Genomic DNA, 15,092 nt, shown 5'->3' with positions numbered 1-15,092 from the left:
TCAGACTGCCAATGCGTTGGCTTGAAAAGCTACTGGCGTCGGAAACTTCGCGATGCTGACGGATGGCGTCCAAGGAGCTTGACTCTTGTATGAGACAGCACGGCTAGCTAAATGGTTCAAGCGGTCGGATTAGCTGGGCACGTCAATTTGTATTCACCCAGAATGAGCAGGGTCGGCGCTGTAGCGTTAACGCCGGCAAACGTTACGGGTGTCGAAGACCATTTGCTTCCGTAGAGGGATGTAATCGATACGGTGAAATACATGTCGTACCCCAGTAAGATCCCCAGGAGCGAACCCAATAGATCAGTCGAGTTGGCGTTACTCGTCTCGTAGGATGTAGCCGTCCCATCGATCTCTACGCTGCCGGACTTTCCACCGACCATGGTCCCTCCGGATTTAGTTGTTTGGACCACCTCCACGCGATATTTCGTGGGAACAGTGGGGGGACTGGACCACGTAAACTTGATCGTATTTTTGTTGTTGACGAGATTCGCGCACGTCGCGGACACCGGCCTAGTTGCCAAGGCTGCGGTAACTCCAGCGCTTGCAATCGCTGATCCATGAAACGCAGCTTGAGTGCGTTCCACATGCGTGTTGAGTCCGAGTCCGGCCACAAGCGCGAGCACGGCGAGCACCGTACCCGTTCGCACAAAAGTGCGGCGCCACCATCCCGGGTCGGAACTTTGCTCGGGGGCGGTCTCGACGGAAGCATCAACTGACGCTTCCCCTCGATCATCGTCCCCAGCAGAATTTCCAGATTCGGGCCTGAGGAACGCCACGTACAACAAGTAGGCACACAGAAGTCCGCCGAGGAAGAACGCCCAGGGCTGGCTGAACCAGCTCACCACGTAGCCCAGCAGTGGAATGCTGAACAAGAGCCGGTCCGCGTCGGCGACCGCGTAGGGCTGAAGATCGGCCACGGCGTTGGCATCGCCCTTCAGTACCAAACCTTCTGGACGATTCTCCAGCACGCGGTGCGTGATTCTTGTGCCCTCGCTCGTCACGACCGACACCACCTGACCAAGCGACACCTCGGCAACAGGCGTTGGCACTGCAATACCGAGTGACCCCGTTGGAATCTGAGGCCCCATGGATCCGGAGGCAAAGATCAGGGGCTTGAGCCCAAACATGAAGGTCAAGGCGGCGAGGATCAGACACAACGATCCGAGGACCGCGCCAAAATTGAGTGCCCAACGATGCCAGCGCTCAGTAACGTACTGATACTTGTGATGCCGGTTCTCGCCTCGCATGTCAGGACCCAACCGTTGCGGTGAACGTCAGTTTCACGGTGGTTGATTTTCCCTGCAATGTGTTGGATGCGGTGGCCGGAAGAGAATATTGCACACAAAGGGTTTCGCTGGCACCCGGTGCCAAAGTGGGACGGGAAGTAGCCGTAGGGAAATCTGCCCCGGCCGATTTGTTGATTACCAAAGTGCCAGAACAGGTGGCGGCCGGTGCCGTCCCGTCGACTGACCCACCCGCCTTTACCACCACGCTCAAGGCGTTGCCGAGGGTGTTGGTCCCCGTATCCGGCACGCTTCCCGTAATCGAGAGGGGCACCGCGATGGGACTGGTGTTTGTGACGACCACCAGTGCTGCCTGATTCATTCCAGGATACCAATTGGCTCCGGTGATGGGCACTATGTAATCGTTGGATGTTGCACCGGCCATTTCTCCAACGCCCAGCGACACCTTGGCAGCGCTAATTTCTGCCGTGGCGGTGGCCGTCCCCGTCCATGCCGCAAGCGTCGAAACTGCACCGAACCCGACCAAAATTCCCATGGACAGCAGAGCCTTGACCTGCATCCCTCGTCTGCTCATGACTGGTCACCTTCCATCGTGGGCTCTTGGTTCGTACGACGCCTGGACTTTGCATACAGCACGCCGTCCACGCCAAGCTTGCCAAGAATCAGTGAAAAGATTCCACTGGCGAAGCGAGTTTCGCCCAATTCGCCCGGCGACACAGGCGGCGTATTCGCTTCCTGAACCGCAGCTTGTGCATTCAGTCGCAACCGCAGATTATCGGTTGTTTGGTTTTGTGTACGGTTTGATGCAGTGAGGGGGAGCGAAGCCCATAGCGAGATGGCGGATAAAGTGCCTGCGTCCAGCCCTGTCATCCCTGAATAGCTGGGAGTCAGTTTCACGCCCGAAACGCCGGGCTGGCTTGGCTGCACGGAGATATCCACTGCATCGGCTCGGGCGTTGCGGATCCATAAGCGGGCGTGAGCCTCGTCGCCCGGGACAAATCGGGGCATGGATGAGAAGATCTGCGGGGGAGAGCTCGAATAATTCACTCCATCGGTGCTGTAGCTCAGTCCTACTTCGCCTGCTGCGGGCGGTGCTCCATGTGCGGCGCTCGGTGCCATCCCGAGGCACAGGAGAACTACCGTCCCGAGTAGCAGGTGGGGAAAAAGTCGCTGATTTATCATGGTGATTCCTGCCGTCGTTTGTCGCGCCAGGCGCCGACAATCATCACGACCGAGTACGTGAGCAGACCTCCGATAGCGAGCCACGTCAGCCAGGAACGTTGCTGTCCTGTGATTGCTGAATTGACATATCCCAACAACGGCAGCGAATACCAAAGGCTCCCGCGGATCTGTTCCGGCAGGATAGGCGCGTCGTTGGTGTTGTTGGCGTCGCCGCGGAGAATGAAGCGTTGTTCGCCGCCTGTCGTGGTGCTTACACCCACCACCCGGTGGGTCACGACTCCAGGTTCGCCGGATTTGACCTGGTAGGTCACCACGTCTCCGGCGCGGATTTCGTTGGGGTCAACGGCACGAACCACGATGAGGTGACCCGGAGGCAAGCCCGGACGCATGGATCCGGTCAAAACCGTGTACGGTGTGGCGCCGCCCAATCGCGGGATCACAATCATGACGGCGAGCAATGTCAAGACGGTAAAGAGCGCTAGATATGATGCCGTCTGACCGACCCACCAGAGCACCCCGGTCTTCTCACGTTCACGGCGTAACTGGGCACGTGTTGGAGCGGTCATTGTTGTTGCCCCGTGAAATTCAAGACGAGGTTGAGGCGGCCACCGGCCGCGGTCTGTGGTGCTGACGGAAGGATTTCTACACGAACACACAAAACCTCGGAGTTAGAGTCGGTGGTTGTGGTCAGGGCACGAGCTTGAACGAATGTGGCCACCTCGACGGCTGGCCCCTTGTACAACGGCGCCGTCAGCGTGTTACGAGCGCTGCATTCTGTCGCGCTCAAGCCCGCCGCGATGGTCAGTGTGCTGAACTCCGCTAAGGCAGTGTCCGCAAGAGTTGGGGAAGCTGGCAAAGTGGTGGCACCGGTCAAGTTGTAGTCCAAGTCCGTAGTGCCACTGTTGGTGATGGTCAGTGGTGCCTGGACAAACTGGCCCGGTACTAAGTTGGCACCGTCGAGGTCGGTGAACTCATAGTTCTGCTTGGTAGCCGGTCCACTGCCGGCCAGTAGGTGCATGTTGCCGGTGCTGACGGTGCCAGCATCGATCGTTCCATCGGCACGCCAAAGGGCGGCCGTGCCCTGGGCGCTCATAAGGAGCACCAAAAGCACGGCCGCTACAACGGCGACCTTCAGCTGTTTAGGCAAATAGGAACCTGTGCCGAAGTTAAGGCTGAACGGGCGCAACCTGGTTCAGCGTCAGCGTCATACTTCCCAGATCGACAAGTTCATCCATGGATCCCACCGCAGATGGGGCAAACGCCACCGTAACGGTCACCGGCACGGTGTAGGTGTCAGCCTCGCCAAAGGTAATAATTTCACCGTCTTGGCTCAGGCCGACTGCCGAGTCTGCAACAGCAACATCGACGGAAACGTCGGCGGGGAGAACTGCAGTACCGCCAGTCAGGCCGGTAGCGGTCAGCTCACCCTTAAGGTTTTTGCCGTCTGCGCCGATGATGACGTTCTGGGTGTAGACGATGGTGTCGCCCGGGACCAGGTGGTCCGTGCCAGGACGGAACGTGGTGATTGCCGCACCCTCGGTCTCGTCGGTCCATGTTCCGGCCGCGGAAGCATCGAGCGTCAGGTGACCGGTGCTCACCGCGCCTGGATCGACATCCATTGAGTCGGACCACAGCGCGACTGTGCCAGCGCCACCAACCAGCAATACACCTGCGGCCGCAGCGGCGATAGTCGCCTTTGTTACCTTTTTCATTTATTCATTTCCTCACGCTAGACGTGCCCCCCATAGGCATCCCTATTAGTAAAGCCCATTCGTTGGGAATAAGCCCGTCCGGTAGAAGATTCGGAAAAAGGCAGCATAAACGGTTCCCATTTCGCCAAATTGCCACCATCGATCATTTGCTACTAAAAACCGTACATCTGACGGAATATTCTGCGAACGACACCGGTCGTGCCTGATGGCGAAGGACAAAATGTGTCCATGTTGTGACGTCAACCGAGATGCCCCAAGTGCCGAAGGCCTCGAATCGGGCATTCCGCCTCAGCCGATGTGTCGAGACCATCATCCGAACCCGGCACGACGTGTACAACAACGTCCTGAGAATGGCAGTGGGCCCCGGCAATGCGGGGGCCCACTGGTGGAGAAACGTCGATTAGTTGCAGTTGCAGCGATCCGCAATGGCAACATCACCAAGAGCGTCTTCGATGTGTTCGCCGCAGCCTGCCCAGGTTGGCTTGGCACAGCTGTCGCAGGTGACTTTTTTACACATGTGGTGACTCCCTCAAAGGTTTACAGATACTGAACGGAATTTTACCTCCGCGGGTATCGTTATGCCATTTGAGGATTCGATACGGAGTCCGCGGACACCTCTCTCGAAGGGACAGAACATCTATGGCTTCCATAGAACTGACAGCAAAGAACTTTGAACCAACCATCACCTCTCCGGGTACCGTCTTCGTGGATTTTTGGGCCGCGTGGTGCGGTCCCTGCCGCAATTTTGCACCCGTTTTTGAAGCAGCAAGCGAAAAGTACCCTGACATTACCTTCGGCAAGATCGACACCGAAGCCGAGCAAGGACTAGCTGCAGCAGCCAACATCACCTCGATTCCCACTCTGATGGCATTCCGGGACGGGATCCTCGTTTTCTCGCAGCCGGGCGCGCTGCCTGCTGAAGCGTTGGAGGACCTGATCGGACAAGTTCAGGGTCTGGACATGGACGCCATCAAAAAGGACATCGCCGCCAGCGCCACCGCATAACTTAAGGCACCAAGAAGACTCCGAGGGCCCCGCCGGCAATTGTGTCGGCGGGGCCCTCGGGCGTTAAAAGTTCTGCCGATCATACCGACCCAAGTCGACTCCGAAGAAAAGTCGATGAAATCAGTGGGTTTCAGTGGCAACCGGAATACCCACGGCTACGAATAATCATCAGGAAGGCGACATCTTGACGAGCAAAGTACAAACCATCCCCACCCATCCTCCACCCCGGCAGGAACACACCATGCAAACCCCTATCCATACCATCGTCCGCAAAAACCCCTACGCTAGCCCCTCTTGGCTCGTCTACCACGGCAGCATCTGGATTGGGTCAGCCCACAGCATTCATATCGCCCAAACTGCTGCCGACATCACTGCCCGCCATGCCCACGGCATTAACCCCTCCAACTGTGGCGGCCAATATCTGATCGATAACGTCTACACGGATATGACAACCCGCGGTTTCCACGAATATTGGACCCCTGCGCCTTTGCTCCCTCAGAAAAGCCAAGAACAAATTGCCGCCTGACCCTCCTTGGGTGACGTTGAGTGATGTGGCGTTTTCTGAACCGTTCGCGGGCTCCGATACTTGTGATGGACCGCGTTGGCCGCCAACATTCGGCGAAGGCTCGGGGGGACCGCTCCGAAGCAGTGGATTGGTTCAGGATGTGGGCTGACTGCCCAAGCTCGAGGGACACGTGCGAAGCGACCGCCCTTCGGATTGACCGAGCTGGTTGAAGGGTTCCAGAGAGTTGGATGTTGCCACAAGTTTGGTCATTAATGGCCGAGACTCATGATGGCCATGGCCCACGCGCCGACTACGAGTCCAACGTGCTCTATTTCAATGGACGCTCAGGCGTGACGCATACCGTGTGCAGACCAATGCAATGGCATCCGCGTCCGCGATACACGACCCATGCGACGAGCGGTCCATGGACATTAACGGGAAAAATTCATGGTCACCGGGTGTGCACTCTTCGAACCGAAAATCGGGCCGACGTCGGATCCTTTGCTTTTCACTATCTTGTTAATACCAACGCCTGTGACACTCTTGATCCAGAAGCCAGTGATTCGGAGGAACAATGCAGCGTAGTTTGAAGGTCGCAGACCGGGCCAAGGTTCCGGCCTTTGAGGTCATGAATATTCTGGACAGGGTGGCCCAGCTGCGCGCCCAGGGCAGAGATGTCATTTCCCTGTGTGCCGGTGAACCAAATGCTGGAGCGCCCGCCGCGGTTTCTCAGCGCGCGGCCGAAATTCACGGCTCGGGCGCACCCATGACCTACACGCCCGCTCTGGGAATCCTTGAACTGCGTGCGGCAATTGCAGGGCACTACAAACATTGGTACGACATTGATGTTCCGGCTCGCAACGTCGCCGTGACAACGGGTAGCTCTGGTGCCTTCATGCTCACGTTTCTCACGGCTTTCAACGCAGGTGACAAAGTGGCGCTGGCTCGTCCCGGGTACCCCGCCTATGCCAATATTCTGCGCACGCTGGGCATTGAGGTCATTGAACTGGACGCCGGGTCGGTCTCGCGATTTCAGCCCACTGTTGCCTTGTTGGAAGCGGCCTGGCAAGAACATGGGGAGCTTGATGGGTTGATGCTTGCTTCCCCGGCAAATCCGACCGGAACGATGGTCACCGGCGCCGAACTGGCAGAGCTCACGGCGTGGTGCAGTGCCAGAGGTGTGCGACTGATCAGCGATGAAATTTACCATGGCATCGATTACCCGCAGCCAGGGATCGAAGCCAGACGCTCGGTCTGCGCCTGGGAGCTGGACACCAACGCCATCGTGATATCGAGCTTCTCAAAATACTGGGGGATGACTGGATGGCGGTTGGGTTGGGCGCTGGTCCCGGACGACATGTTGCCCACCGTCGACGCGCTGGCGGGTAACGTGGCACTCTGTCCTCCGGCCCCCGCGCAATACGCCGCGTTGGCCGCCTTCAGTGCGGAATCCTACGTCGAGGCGGAGACTCGGGTTGCCGAATTCGCGCGGACCCGGGCCGCCATTCTTGGCTCGATTCAGCGTCTGGGGTGGGGCGAGCATGCGCCGGCTGACGGAGCCTTCTATCTCTACGCGGATCTGGGTGAGGCACTTGGGACCTATGAAAACTCAACTCAGTATTGTGCCGCATTATTGGAAAATGCCGGGGTGGCGATCGTCCCGGGCACCGATTTTGATCCAGTGCGTGGGTACCGGCATGTGCGGTTGAGCTTTGCTGCCGGCTACGACGCCGTCACCGAGGCCATCGAGCGCATCGTGCGATTCCAGACCAACAGCGAAAAATGACGATTTCCCTGCGCTTCCCCGCACCGTTGCTGCGTCGACGCTGCGGCTATGCACCGTAGGGAGCAGCGCAACTGCCAGCCGTAGCGCATCGGTTCCATGATGAAGACTCCACCGATTCAAGGAGCCTTCATCATGGAGCAATACACGGTCGACGAACTTGAGGACGCACTCAAGGTCGTAAAAATGCTGATTCCACAGCGTTACGAGTGTCTGGCGTGTTACCTGAACCGCATGCTCAGCCACGGATGCACCGGCCTGAAATGGTGCACCACGTACAGAGATCTGCGGGCACCTAGGGCCACCGCTCTGGAGCGAAAATTTCCCGCGCTCGGCGGGCACTGTGATTGCGAAGTCATGATGAACGTGTTCAGGGCCAACGAGGCATTCTGGCCTCGAGAAGCGGAGAATCCAAGCGATTACAGCTACGTTCCGCCATGTCACAAGGTGCGGCTGGGTACCATCAAACCTTGCGAACTGTGGGTCATGCGCACCGGAATCCAATGGGGCGCAGGGGTCTTCCGTGCCGAGACCAAATGCGCTTAACCCGGACTAGGCGTGGATGCCTTGTAGTGAACCGGAGGTCCTCGCGCCCGAAGGGTCGCCAATCAGGCACTGAACGATCTTGTCGCCGTCCGCCCAGCTCTCTACGGTGGGCTGCATGACCGTGAAATCAAGCGCGGATTCCTCGTAAGGAACGCCCACGAAGGTCGACAAGGCGTTCATGCAACCTGACTCCGTTAGCTCATCCATGGCTTCGACGGTCTCCGGGAACTTCTCTTGATCGATGGTGAACTCGTGAAAGACCTCAAATTCGTGTGGTTTTTCGCAAGGGATGACTGGGACCCGGTCCAGATCGCCTTCGCCGGGATCATTGAGGCAATCGCCAAGGCGGATGGAGAACGCGTCAGCGTCTACTTCCTCACTAATCGTTCCGTCATCGCCACGGGGTGCCTCCTTGGGAGGAATCAAAGAGCAACCACTCAAGGTCAGTAGCCCAGCGAGAAGTAGCAATACAGCGGCCGTAGATTTAATCATCTTTTCCTTCACAGGGACGAATTTGTAAATGAATCCTAGTCGAAAACATCATTCTTGTCGTCGTAAATCTTCGAAAGACGAGAACGTCTGATTGATTCTCCTTGCTAAATTTTAATAATATTCCGATCCGGAGTACTCAGCGCGGCGGAACTGCTGACCATGTTGATGTCGGCTTCGATAGGGACTGCTTTTGCCTCGTTTGATTCAGTCGCGCAGGACTAGGTGGCGACCGAGAGAATCGAACGTCAGTCCCTCGCCTGCCGAAATGTTCGGCGATCTGATGTATGACGCCCGGGATCACTGCCGGGGCATTAGTTCGGAGTAGCGGCCAGCGCTCCAACGGTCGGGAGGTGATATCTCATGAATTTGATGAGGTGTTGATATTTAGGCGGAAGATGACGTTTCCGTTGAGTCACGGACGGTGTTCAGCAGGAAACATAAGGTTCATATAAAGAAACATGACGACATGCATCCGGAGTGCATTACCGACGCCACCTAGCGTTGAACGCGCAATTATTACCCACGCGCTCGGAGCACCAGTTATGCAGCAAGAATCAGCGACCACGACCTCTAGACGAAGAGAGGTTTCCGGCTCTGGTCCAGCTGCTCATGGATCACATACTTCGGATTCAGAACCGTCGTCCGGATTGCAGCGCACCATGGGTCCGCGTCACCTCATTATGATCGCGATGGGTGGCGTCATTGGCTCGGGGCTATTTCTCAGTTCGGGTTACACCATCGCTCAGGCTGGCCCGTTAGGTGCCGTTTTGGCGTACCTCGTCGGTGCGTTTGTGGTCTATTTGGTGATGTCGTGCCTCGGTGAACTGGCGATTTTCTAACCCGTGGCCGGAGCCTTCCACATTTACGCAGCTAGGTCCATTGGACCGGCAACCGGCTTCACGACCGCGTGGCTCTACTGGCTATGCTGGGCCGTTGCTCTGGGCTCGGAGTTCACGGCCAGCGGTCTGCTGATGCAGCGTTGGTTCCCGGACGTGGCGGTTTGGGTGTGGTGCTTGGTATTTGCCGTTCTCGTATTCGGGCTCAACGCTTTCTCCGCACGCCTCTTTGGAGAAGCAGAATTCTGGTTGTCCCTGGTTAAAGTGGCAACGATCATCGCTTTGATCATCTTCGGTGGCGCCGCTTTGCTGGGGTTTCGGCCTCTGGCAACCGATGGTGGAACGCCGATGTTGCTGACCAACTTTGTCACGAGTGAAGGCCTGTTCCCGCAAGGATTCTCCGGCGTTCTGGTTACCACCCTCGCAGTGTTTTATGCGTTCTCTGGCTCGGAACTGATTGGTGTTGCCGCAGGCGAAACGAAGGATCCGGCGCGCTCCATTCCTAAAGCCTTGCGGGCGACGGTCTTTAGATTGTTGATCTTCTTCGTTGGCGCCATCACGGTTATCGCCGCCACCGTGCCTTATGAAAATGTGGGGTTGGATGAAAGTCCGTTCGTGACAGTGTTTGGCAGCCTGGGAGTTCCCTACGCGGCGGACATCATGAACTTCGTTATCATCACCGCGTTGTTGTCCGCGGGCAACAGTGGACTCTATTCCTGCGCACGTATGCTGTTCTCCTTGGCCGATGAAGGTCACGCGCCGAAAGTGTGCCGAAAGCTCACTCGTCGTGGCGTTCCGTTGATAGCGCTGAGCATCAGCATGCTCGGTGGGCTGGCTTCACTTCTTTCCAGCGTCATGGCGGCCGAATCTGTATATCTGGTCTTGGTATCGGTTGCCGGTTTCGCCGTGGTGGGTGTGTGGATGTCCATTTCTGCTTCGCACTTCTTCCACCGCAGAAACTTCGTCCGCGCAGGCGGAGACGTCGCCGCCTTGGTCTACAAGTCACCGCTCTACCCGGTGGTGCCGATTCTTGCCTTCACCCTGTGCCTGATCTCGGTTGTCGGGCTTGCCTTTGATCCAAATCAGGTAGCCGCGCTCTACTTCGGCGTCCCGTTTGTGGCCGCTTGCTACCTCTTCTTTTATCTCCGCCATGGTCGCCGTTCCGCGGCCAGCCTGAACGAAAGCGTCACGATTCGATGAGCAATTCATCCCCTTCTCCACTTCTCTTTTCCCTTTACGAGCAGGCCAGCGTTGGTTGCGGCGGCGCACCGAGCCTTTGGACTCACCCGCTGGATGACCGTCTTCAGGTCAATTCCCTGGATCGATGGAAGAACGTTGCCATCACCGCCGAAGAGGCAAACCTTGACGCGCTCTTCTTCGCGGACGTGCTAGGCCTCTATGACGTTTATGGTGGTTCAGCCGATGCTGCGCTCAGTTGGGCGGTGGAGGCGCCGGCAAATGACCCTTTCGTTTATGTACCTGCCTTGGCCGCGCTGACCGAACGTCTTTCGTTTGTGATTACCGCATCAACGACCTACGAACACCCGTTCGCGCTTGCCCGGCGATTTGGCACCTTGGACCACATCAGTAACGGCCGTATCGGCTGGAACATTGTGACCTCATATCTCTCCAGCGCTGCACGCAACTTCGGCATGGACGAGATGCTTAAGCACGCCGACAGGTATGAGCGGGCGGACGAATTTATGGACGTTATCTACAAGCTTCTTGAGGGCAGCTGGGCGGCGGACGCTGTTGTGGCAAATAAGGCGGAACGGGTTTATGCCCGTCCGGGGTCGGTTCAGCCCATCAATCATGTCGGATCACACTTCCGGGTTGACGGGCCATCGCTCACCTCCCCGTCCTCGCAGCGGACACCCACTCTCTACCAAGCCGGCTGGTCGCCACGTGGTCGTGAGTTTGCCGCAAAGCACGCCGAAATGGTGCTTTTACCCAAGAAGGACCCGAACGAAATTGCCACCGGTTTGGCTGACATTCATCGGCGTGCGGCCGAACGCGGACGGCCCGCTGGCGAGATTCGATCAATGGCCTTGGCCCGGATCATCACCGCGCCCACCGCTATCGAGGCGCAAAGGAAATATGACGACCTGCAAAGCAATTACCACCTGGAAGCACAGCTGGTGAGTTATGCCGGGGACACGGGCATCGATCTGAGCAAGTATGCAGACAACGAACCGCTCACCACCGAGAGCAACGGTCTGACGTCTTACGTTGTTAAGGGCGCTCCGGCGGATAAGCCGCTGACCGCCGGCGACGTTCGACGGAAATTCGAGAATGTCACCCGCGGCACCGACCTGCTATTCATCGGGACACCGGCCGATGTTGCAGACCAGATTCAGGCGCATGCGGCAACCTCTGGTCTTGACGGTTACATGATCAATCCCCTGGTGAGCCCTGGAACGCTCAACGATTTTGCTGAATTCGTGGTCCCGGAGCTGACTGCTCGCGGACTCTACGATTCGGAACCGAAATCGGGGACGCTGCGTTCCAGACTGCGCAGTGATAAGTCGGATCTGCTGGCATCAACGTCGTACGGGGCATCGTTCCGGCAGACCCAGAGCTAAATCAACTAACCCTCGGCGATGACTAGTGCCCGCGGGTGATGAGCCGAATGGAAGTTGTTTCGACTGCGGCCGACCGATGTTATCGGTCGGCCGCAGTCGGTTATTAGCAGTCTTCTGGTGGGACGATCTTGAGGTGTTCGCCGGGAATGCGGTCGCGATCGTAGGTAATTTCCGAATAGCCGTGGGCGGCCGGGTTTCCGTCGGATCCGATATTCACGAAGACGATTTTCTCGATGGTCAGGATCGACTGGCGGGTGAACATGTTGCGAACTTCGGCGCGCATGGTCAGCGACGTGCGGCCGAAGTGGGTTGCCGTCAGACCCATTTCAATGAGGTCGCCCTGTCGGGCCGATGAGACGAAATTGATTTCGGACATGTATTTGGTGACGGCAAATCCGTTGCCCAATTGGACGATGGCATAGATGGCCGCTTCCTCATCGATCCAGCGCAGCAGACTTCCTCCGAAGAGAGTGCCGTTGGCATTGAGGTCTTCGGGCCTGACCCATTTACGGGTGTGGAATGTAATGTCACCGGTATTCATGTTCCGAGTCTATGGCGTTTGCGGTTGTCGGAGACCGATTCGTGATGCGAACCATGCCGCACGATGGGCGACGATGTGCGGGCGCTGCCACCGGCACTCAGCCGAGATGATCCATCGCTTCGCAGGGGTTGGCTCCGGGCTGCGCGCCATGAACGGCCATGGAGAGCTTAGAAATGAGCCCCGCAAGCTGAGCGCTTTCTCTCGCGTCGAGCCCGGTCAGTAGCGTCTGCTCTGCGGCGGCCACGCGAGCCTCCATCTTCTTGAGCACCTCTAGGCCCTGCGCCGTGGCAACAATTTTCCGGGCACGGCGATCTGTGGGTGCGGGAATGCGCTCGACCAGTCCGGCGGTGACCAGATCGTCCAGCAAATAGGTCAGCACCGTGCGGTCAATACCCAGATGAGCTCCGAGGGCCTGCTGGTTGGCTGGATCGTGATGCACCACGGTGGAGAGCATCTGGTAGCCACGCACCGAGCACGGCATTTCCGCCACAGCCTCGGCAAAGAGGGTTTGATGTCCGCGCAGGATCATACCCAAGTGCCAGGCAAGGTCGCCGGGGATGAATCCAGGTAAGGGTTTCTCGAATGAGACAGCTGCAAGTTCCGATGGGGCCATGGCTACATCTTACCCGAAGTTATGGAGTTGCACAGATGATCTGTTGAGAATATAGTCTGTAATACAACATAAATTTTCGGAAGGCAGTGAACATGGATAACGGCGATTCGGTGCAGGGCGTGTCCCAAGAGACCATTGGCATCTTGGGTGCTGGCCGCGTGGGTACGGCCATTGCCCGACTGGCGGTCGCCGCCGGTTATCGGGTCAAGGTCGCCACATCGAAGCCCGCCGCTGAAAATGAGTTGATCATCGAGATCGTCACCCCCGGTGCGATCGCCGTTGAGGCATTCGAAGCGGCCACTGCGGATTTGGTGGTTGTGGCAATCCCACTGCATAAGTACAAGTCACTGAGTGCCGAGGCCCTGAGCGGGCGAACGGTCATTGACGCCATGAATTACTGGGCGGCGACGGACGGCGATATCGCCGACTTCGAAAACACCGAGCTGTCCTCTAGCGAGGTAGTGGCCGCTTATCTGTCGGGATCGCACGTTGTAAAATCCTTCAACCACATCGGTTACCACGAGATGGAACCCGACGCAGCTGTTTCCGGATCACCCAGCCGTCGCGCCTTGGGCGTCGCCGGGGATGACGTCGGTGCCAAGGAGCGCGTTGCTCGGTTCCTAGACACAGTGGGCTTTGATGCCATCGATACCGGTGATCTCGCCAGCGGAAAATTCTTCGAACCTGGTACCCGGATCTTCAACGGTAGCTTCACCGGTGCCGAGTTTTCCCGCTCGCTTAAGACTGGTCTTGTCGCGGTCTAACCGCCTTCCTTCACACACTCTGACGTAAACATAAGGACTGCCCCATGGAAATCGGTGCCTACAGTTTTGGTGACACCCAACGCAACGCGGACGGATCGCTTCGATCCACTACCGAGGCTATTCAAAATCTCTTTGCTGCCATCGTCCATGCGGACGCGGTTGGATTGGATTACTTTGGGGTCGGGGAGCACCACACGGCAACTATGCCTGCGTCGTCCCCGGGAGCACTAATTGCCGCTGCCTCCGCTGCCACCAGCAACATCGTTTTGGGTAGTGCCGCGAGCATCATCAGCACCGATGATCCGGTCCGCATTTTTCAGCAGTTTGCCACCGCTGACGCAATTTCCGGTGGTGGGCGCATCGAGATCACTGCCGGGCGAGGATCCTCCGTCGAGACGTTCCCACTCTTTGGCTACGATCTGGGCGAGTACGACGATCTGTATACGGAAAAGCTTGACCTGCTGATGACGATTAACAACGCGGGCAGCGAGGCGGTTTCCTGGTCCGGCACCAAGCGTCCCAACATTGACGCCCTCGCCGTGGTCCCGCGCCCAGTTGCCGGAAAATTGCCACTGTGGATTGCCACCGGCGGCAATGCCAGTTCCTCGGCGCGTGCGGGAAAACTGGGATTGCCGGTGTCCTACGGAATTATCGGGGGAGAGCCCCACCGTTTTGCTCCGCTGGCCGAGTTGTATCGACGCGCTGGAGCTGCAGCGGGTCATGCGACCGAAACGCTGAAGGTGTCGGTCGCGGCACTCGGGCTTGTTGCTCCGACCAAAAAAGAAGCACTCGAGCGCTTCTACCCGGGATGGCGCAACCTGAATGTAGAGATGGGTAAGCTGCGCGGGTGGCCGGCTCCGGATAAGCGGGCCTACGACGCGCAAGCGCAGGCTCCCGGGGCATATTACGTGGGCTCACCCGATGAGGTAGCCGAGCGCATTGTCCATCTGCATGGGTACATGGGACACATGCGTCACTTCTTGCAGACGGATATCGGCGGGATCCCTCAGGAACACCTGCTGGAATCCATTAGCCTGCTAGCGACCGAGGTCAAGCCCCGAGTTGAGCGTCTCCTGGCACATAAGTAACTCTCGCGCCCTCTCGCTCGGAGCGGTAAATTTCATTAACCAGCAGTCGGGTTGACCATGAATAATGGTCAACCCGACTGCTAATTTGTGCCCAGACTCTTATGCCAGCTTCGGTTTGGTGCCAAGGGGCCTCATGCCACTGAGAGCAGTGGTCGACCAGCATCGGTCGAGTTCGGGTGCACCTCAACGCACCGAG

The 15,092-nt window shown here is 57.8% G+C and carries 16 protein-coding genes and 1 pseudogene; 8 read left to right on the top strand and 9 right to left on the bottom strand.

Going from position 1 to position 15,092, the window contains the following annotated elements; genetic code table 11:
- Positions 1 to 116 precede the first annotated feature (116 nt).
- The 6 genes from KUF55_RS16110 to KUF55_RS16085 form a co-directional block, all read right to left on the bottom strand.
- Positions 117 to 1,250: a hypothetical protein gene (locus KUF55_RS16110; RefSeq protein ID WP_218817273.1), complete on the bottom strand. Its 1,134-nt coding sequence runs from the start codon at positions 1,248 to 1,250 to the stop codon at positions 117 to 119.
- A gap of 1 nt (position 1,251) precedes the next feature.
- Positions 1,252 to 1,821: a hypothetical protein gene (locus KUF55_RS16105; protein WP_218817272.1), complete on the bottom strand. Its 570-nt coding sequence runs from the start codon at positions 1,819 to 1,821 to the stop codon at positions 1,252 to 1,254.
- Complete coding sequence (locus KUF55_RS16100; protein WP_218817271.1) at positions 1,818 to 2,174, bottom strand: hypothetical protein; 357 nt, start codon at positions 2,172 to 2,174, stop codon at positions 1,818 to 1,820. Before KUF55_RS16100 ends, KUF55_RS16105 begins: the two co-directional genes overlap by 4 nt.
- A gap of 251 nt (positions 2,175 to 2,425) precedes the next feature.
- Complete coding sequence (locus KUF55_RS16095) at positions 2,426 to 2,995, bottom strand: signal peptidase I (protein WP_218817270.1); 570 nt, start codon at positions 2,993 to 2,995, stop codon at positions 2,426 to 2,428.
- On the bottom strand, positions 2,992 to 3,576 hold the full coding sequence (locus KUF55_RS16090; protein WP_218817269.1) for a hypothetical protein: 585 nt from the start codon (positions 3,574 to 3,576) through the stop codon (positions 2,992 to 2,994). Before KUF55_RS16090 ends, KUF55_RS16095 begins: the two co-directional genes overlap by 4 nt.
- A gap of 19 nt (positions 3,577 to 3,595) precedes the next feature.
- Positions 3,596 to 4,141 (bottom strand): alternate-type signal peptide domain-containing protein, encoded by a 546-nt coding sequence (locus tag KUF55_RS16085; protein WP_218817268.1) that lies wholly within the window; start codon positions 4,139 to 4,141, stop codon positions 3,596 to 3,598.
- Positions 4,142 to 4,780: 639 nt separating this feature from the next.
- Between KUF55_RS16085 and trxA the strand changes: the two genes are divergently transcribed.
- The 4 genes from trxA (at position 4,781) to KUF55_RS16065 (ending at position 7,980) form a co-directional block, all read left to right on the top strand.
- Complete coding sequence (trxA, locus tag KUF55_RS16080; protein WP_218817267.1) at positions 4,781 to 5,146, top strand: thioredoxin; 366 nt, start codon at positions 4,781 to 4,783, stop codon at positions 5,144 to 5,146.
- A 241-nt stretch (positions 5,147 to 5,387) separates the two neighbouring features.
- Positions 5,388 to 5,672 (top strand): hypothetical protein, encoded by a 285-nt coding sequence (locus KUF55_RS16075; RefSeq protein WP_218817266.1) that lies wholly within the window; start codon positions 5,388 to 5,390, stop codon positions 5,670 to 5,672.
- A 553-nt stretch (positions 5,673 to 6,225) separates the two neighbouring features.
- Entirely contained in the window at positions 6,226 to 7,437 is a 1,212-nt protein-coding gene (locus KUF55_RS16070; protein WP_218817265.1) for a pyridoxal phosphate-dependent aminotransferase, read from the top strand.
- A gap of 132 nt (positions 7,438 to 7,569) precedes the next feature.
- Positions 7,570 to 7,980 (top strand): DUF2695 domain-containing protein, encoded by a 411-nt coding sequence (locus KUF55_RS16065; RefSeq protein ID WP_218817264.1) that lies wholly within the window; start codon positions 7,570 to 7,572, stop codon positions 7,978 to 7,980.
- 6 nt (positions 7,981 to 7,986) lie between these two features.
- Here the strand turns inward: KUF55_RS16065 and KUF55_RS16060 are convergent, their stop codons facing one another.
- A complete protein-coding gene (locus KUF55_RS16060; RefSeq protein WP_218817263.1) occupies positions 7,987 to 8,484 on the bottom strand; it encodes a septum formation family protein in 498 nt (165 codons plus the stop codon).
- Between the two features lie 530 nt (positions 8,485 to 9,014).
- Here KUF55_RS16060 and KUF55_RS16055 point away from each other — a divergent pair.
- Positions 9,015 to 10,508 (top strand): annotated as a pseudogene (locus KUF55_RS16055) (amino acid permease).
- Complete coding sequence (locus KUF55_RS16050) at positions 10,505 to 11,890, top strand: NtaA/DmoA family FMN-dependent monooxygenase (RefSeq protein WP_218817262.1); 1,386 nt, start codon at positions 10,505 to 10,507, stop codon at positions 11,888 to 11,890. The pseudogene KUF55_RS16055 and the gene KUF55_RS16050 overlap by 4 nt, the downstream one beginning before the upstream one ends.
- Positions 11,891 to 11,993: 103 nt before the next feature.
- On the opposite strand, the gene KUF55_RS16045 is transcribed toward KUF55_RS16050, so the two are convergent.
- Complete coding sequence (locus KUF55_RS16045) at positions 11,994 to 12,431, bottom strand: acyl-CoA thioesterase (protein ID WP_132359969.1); 438 nt, start codon at positions 12,429 to 12,431, stop codon at positions 11,994 to 11,996.
- A gap of 97 nt (positions 12,432 to 12,528) precedes the next feature.
- Positions 12,529 to 13,044, bottom strand: coding sequence for a MarR family winged helix-turn-helix transcriptional regulator (locus tag KUF55_RS16040; protein WP_255557113.1), 516 nt, complete (start codon positions 13,042 to 13,044; stop codon positions 12,529 to 12,531).
- Between the two features lie 92 nt (positions 13,045 to 13,136).
- Between KUF55_RS16040 and KUF55_RS16035 the strand changes: the two genes are divergently transcribed.
- Both KUF55_RS16035 and KUF55_RS16030 read left to right on the top strand, forming a co-directional pair.
- Positions 13,137 to 13,808 (top strand): NADPH-dependent F420 reductase, encoded by a 672-nt coding sequence (locus KUF55_RS16035; RefSeq protein WP_218817261.1) that lies wholly within the window; start codon positions 13,137 to 13,139, stop codon positions 13,806 to 13,808.
- Between the two features lie 44 nt (positions 13,809 to 13,852).
- Positions 13,853 to 14,896, top strand: coding sequence for an LLM class flavin-dependent oxidoreductase (locus KUF55_RS16030; protein ID WP_218817260.1), 1,044 nt, complete (start codon positions 13,853 to 13,855; stop codon positions 14,894 to 14,896).
- Positions 14,897 to 15,092 lie beyond the last annotated feature (196 nt).

Origin of the sequence: Paeniglutamicibacter sp. Y32M11 (assembly GCF_019285735.1) — a bacterium.
Taxonomy (GTDB): Bacteria; Actinomycetota; Actinomycetes; order Actinomycetales; family Micrococcaceae; genus Paeniglutamicibacter.
This window is presented reverse-complemented; position numbering and strand designations above follow the sequence as displayed.

Excerpts from the sequence above, each read along its gene's own strand:
- KUF55_RS16110 (WP_218817273.1), bottom strand. The coding sequence starts at position 1,250 with ATGCGAGGCGAGAACCGGCATCACAAGTATCAGTACGTTACTGAGCGC.
- KUF55_RS16105 (WP_218817272.1), bottom strand. The coding sequence starts at position 1,821 with ATGAGCAGACGAGGGATGCAGGTCAAGGCTCTGCTGTCCATGGGAATT.
- KUF55_RS16095 (WP_218817270.1), bottom strand. The coding sequence starts at position 2,995 with ATGACCGCTCCAACACGTGCCCAGTTACGCCGTGAACGTGAGAAGACC.
- KUF55_RS16085 (WP_218817268.1), bottom strand. The coding sequence starts at position 4,141 with ATGAAAAAGGTAACAAAGGCGACTATCGCCGCTGCGGCCGCAGGTGTA.
- trxA (WP_218817267.1), top strand. The coding sequence starts at position 4,781 with ATGGCTTCCATAGAACTGACAGCAAAGAACTTTGAACCAACCATCACC.
- KUF55_RS16075 (WP_218817266.1), top strand. The coding sequence starts at position 5,388 with ATGCAAACCCCTATCCATACCATCGTCCGCAAAAACCCCTACGCTAGC.
- KUF55_RS16070 (WP_218817265.1), top strand. The coding sequence starts at position 6,226 with ATGCAGCGTAGTTTGAAGGTCGCAGACCGGGCCAAGGTTCCGGCCTTT.
- KUF55_RS16065 (WP_218817264.1), top strand. The coding sequence starts at position 7,570 with ATGGAGCAATACACGGTCGACGAACTTGAGGACGCACTCAAGGTCGTA.
- KUF55_RS16050 (WP_218817262.1), top strand. The coding sequence starts at position 10,505 with ATGAGCAATTCATCCCCTTCTCCACTTCTCTTTTCCCTTTACGAGCAG.
- KUF55_RS16045 (WP_132359969.1), bottom strand. The coding sequence starts at position 12,431 with ATGAATACCGGTGACATTACATTCCACACCCGTAAATGGGTCAGGCCC.
- KUF55_RS16040 (WP_255557113.1), bottom strand. The coding sequence starts at position 13,044 with ATGGCCCCATCGGAACTTGCAGCTGTCTCATTCGAGAAACCCTTACCT.
- KUF55_RS16035 (WP_218817261.1), top strand. The coding sequence starts at position 13,137 with ATGGATAACGGCGATTCGGTGCAGGGCGTGTCCCAAGAGACCATTGGC.
- KUF55_RS16030 (WP_218817260.1), top strand. The coding sequence starts at position 13,853 with ATGGAAATCGGTGCCTACAGTTTTGGTGACACCCAACGCAACGCGGAC.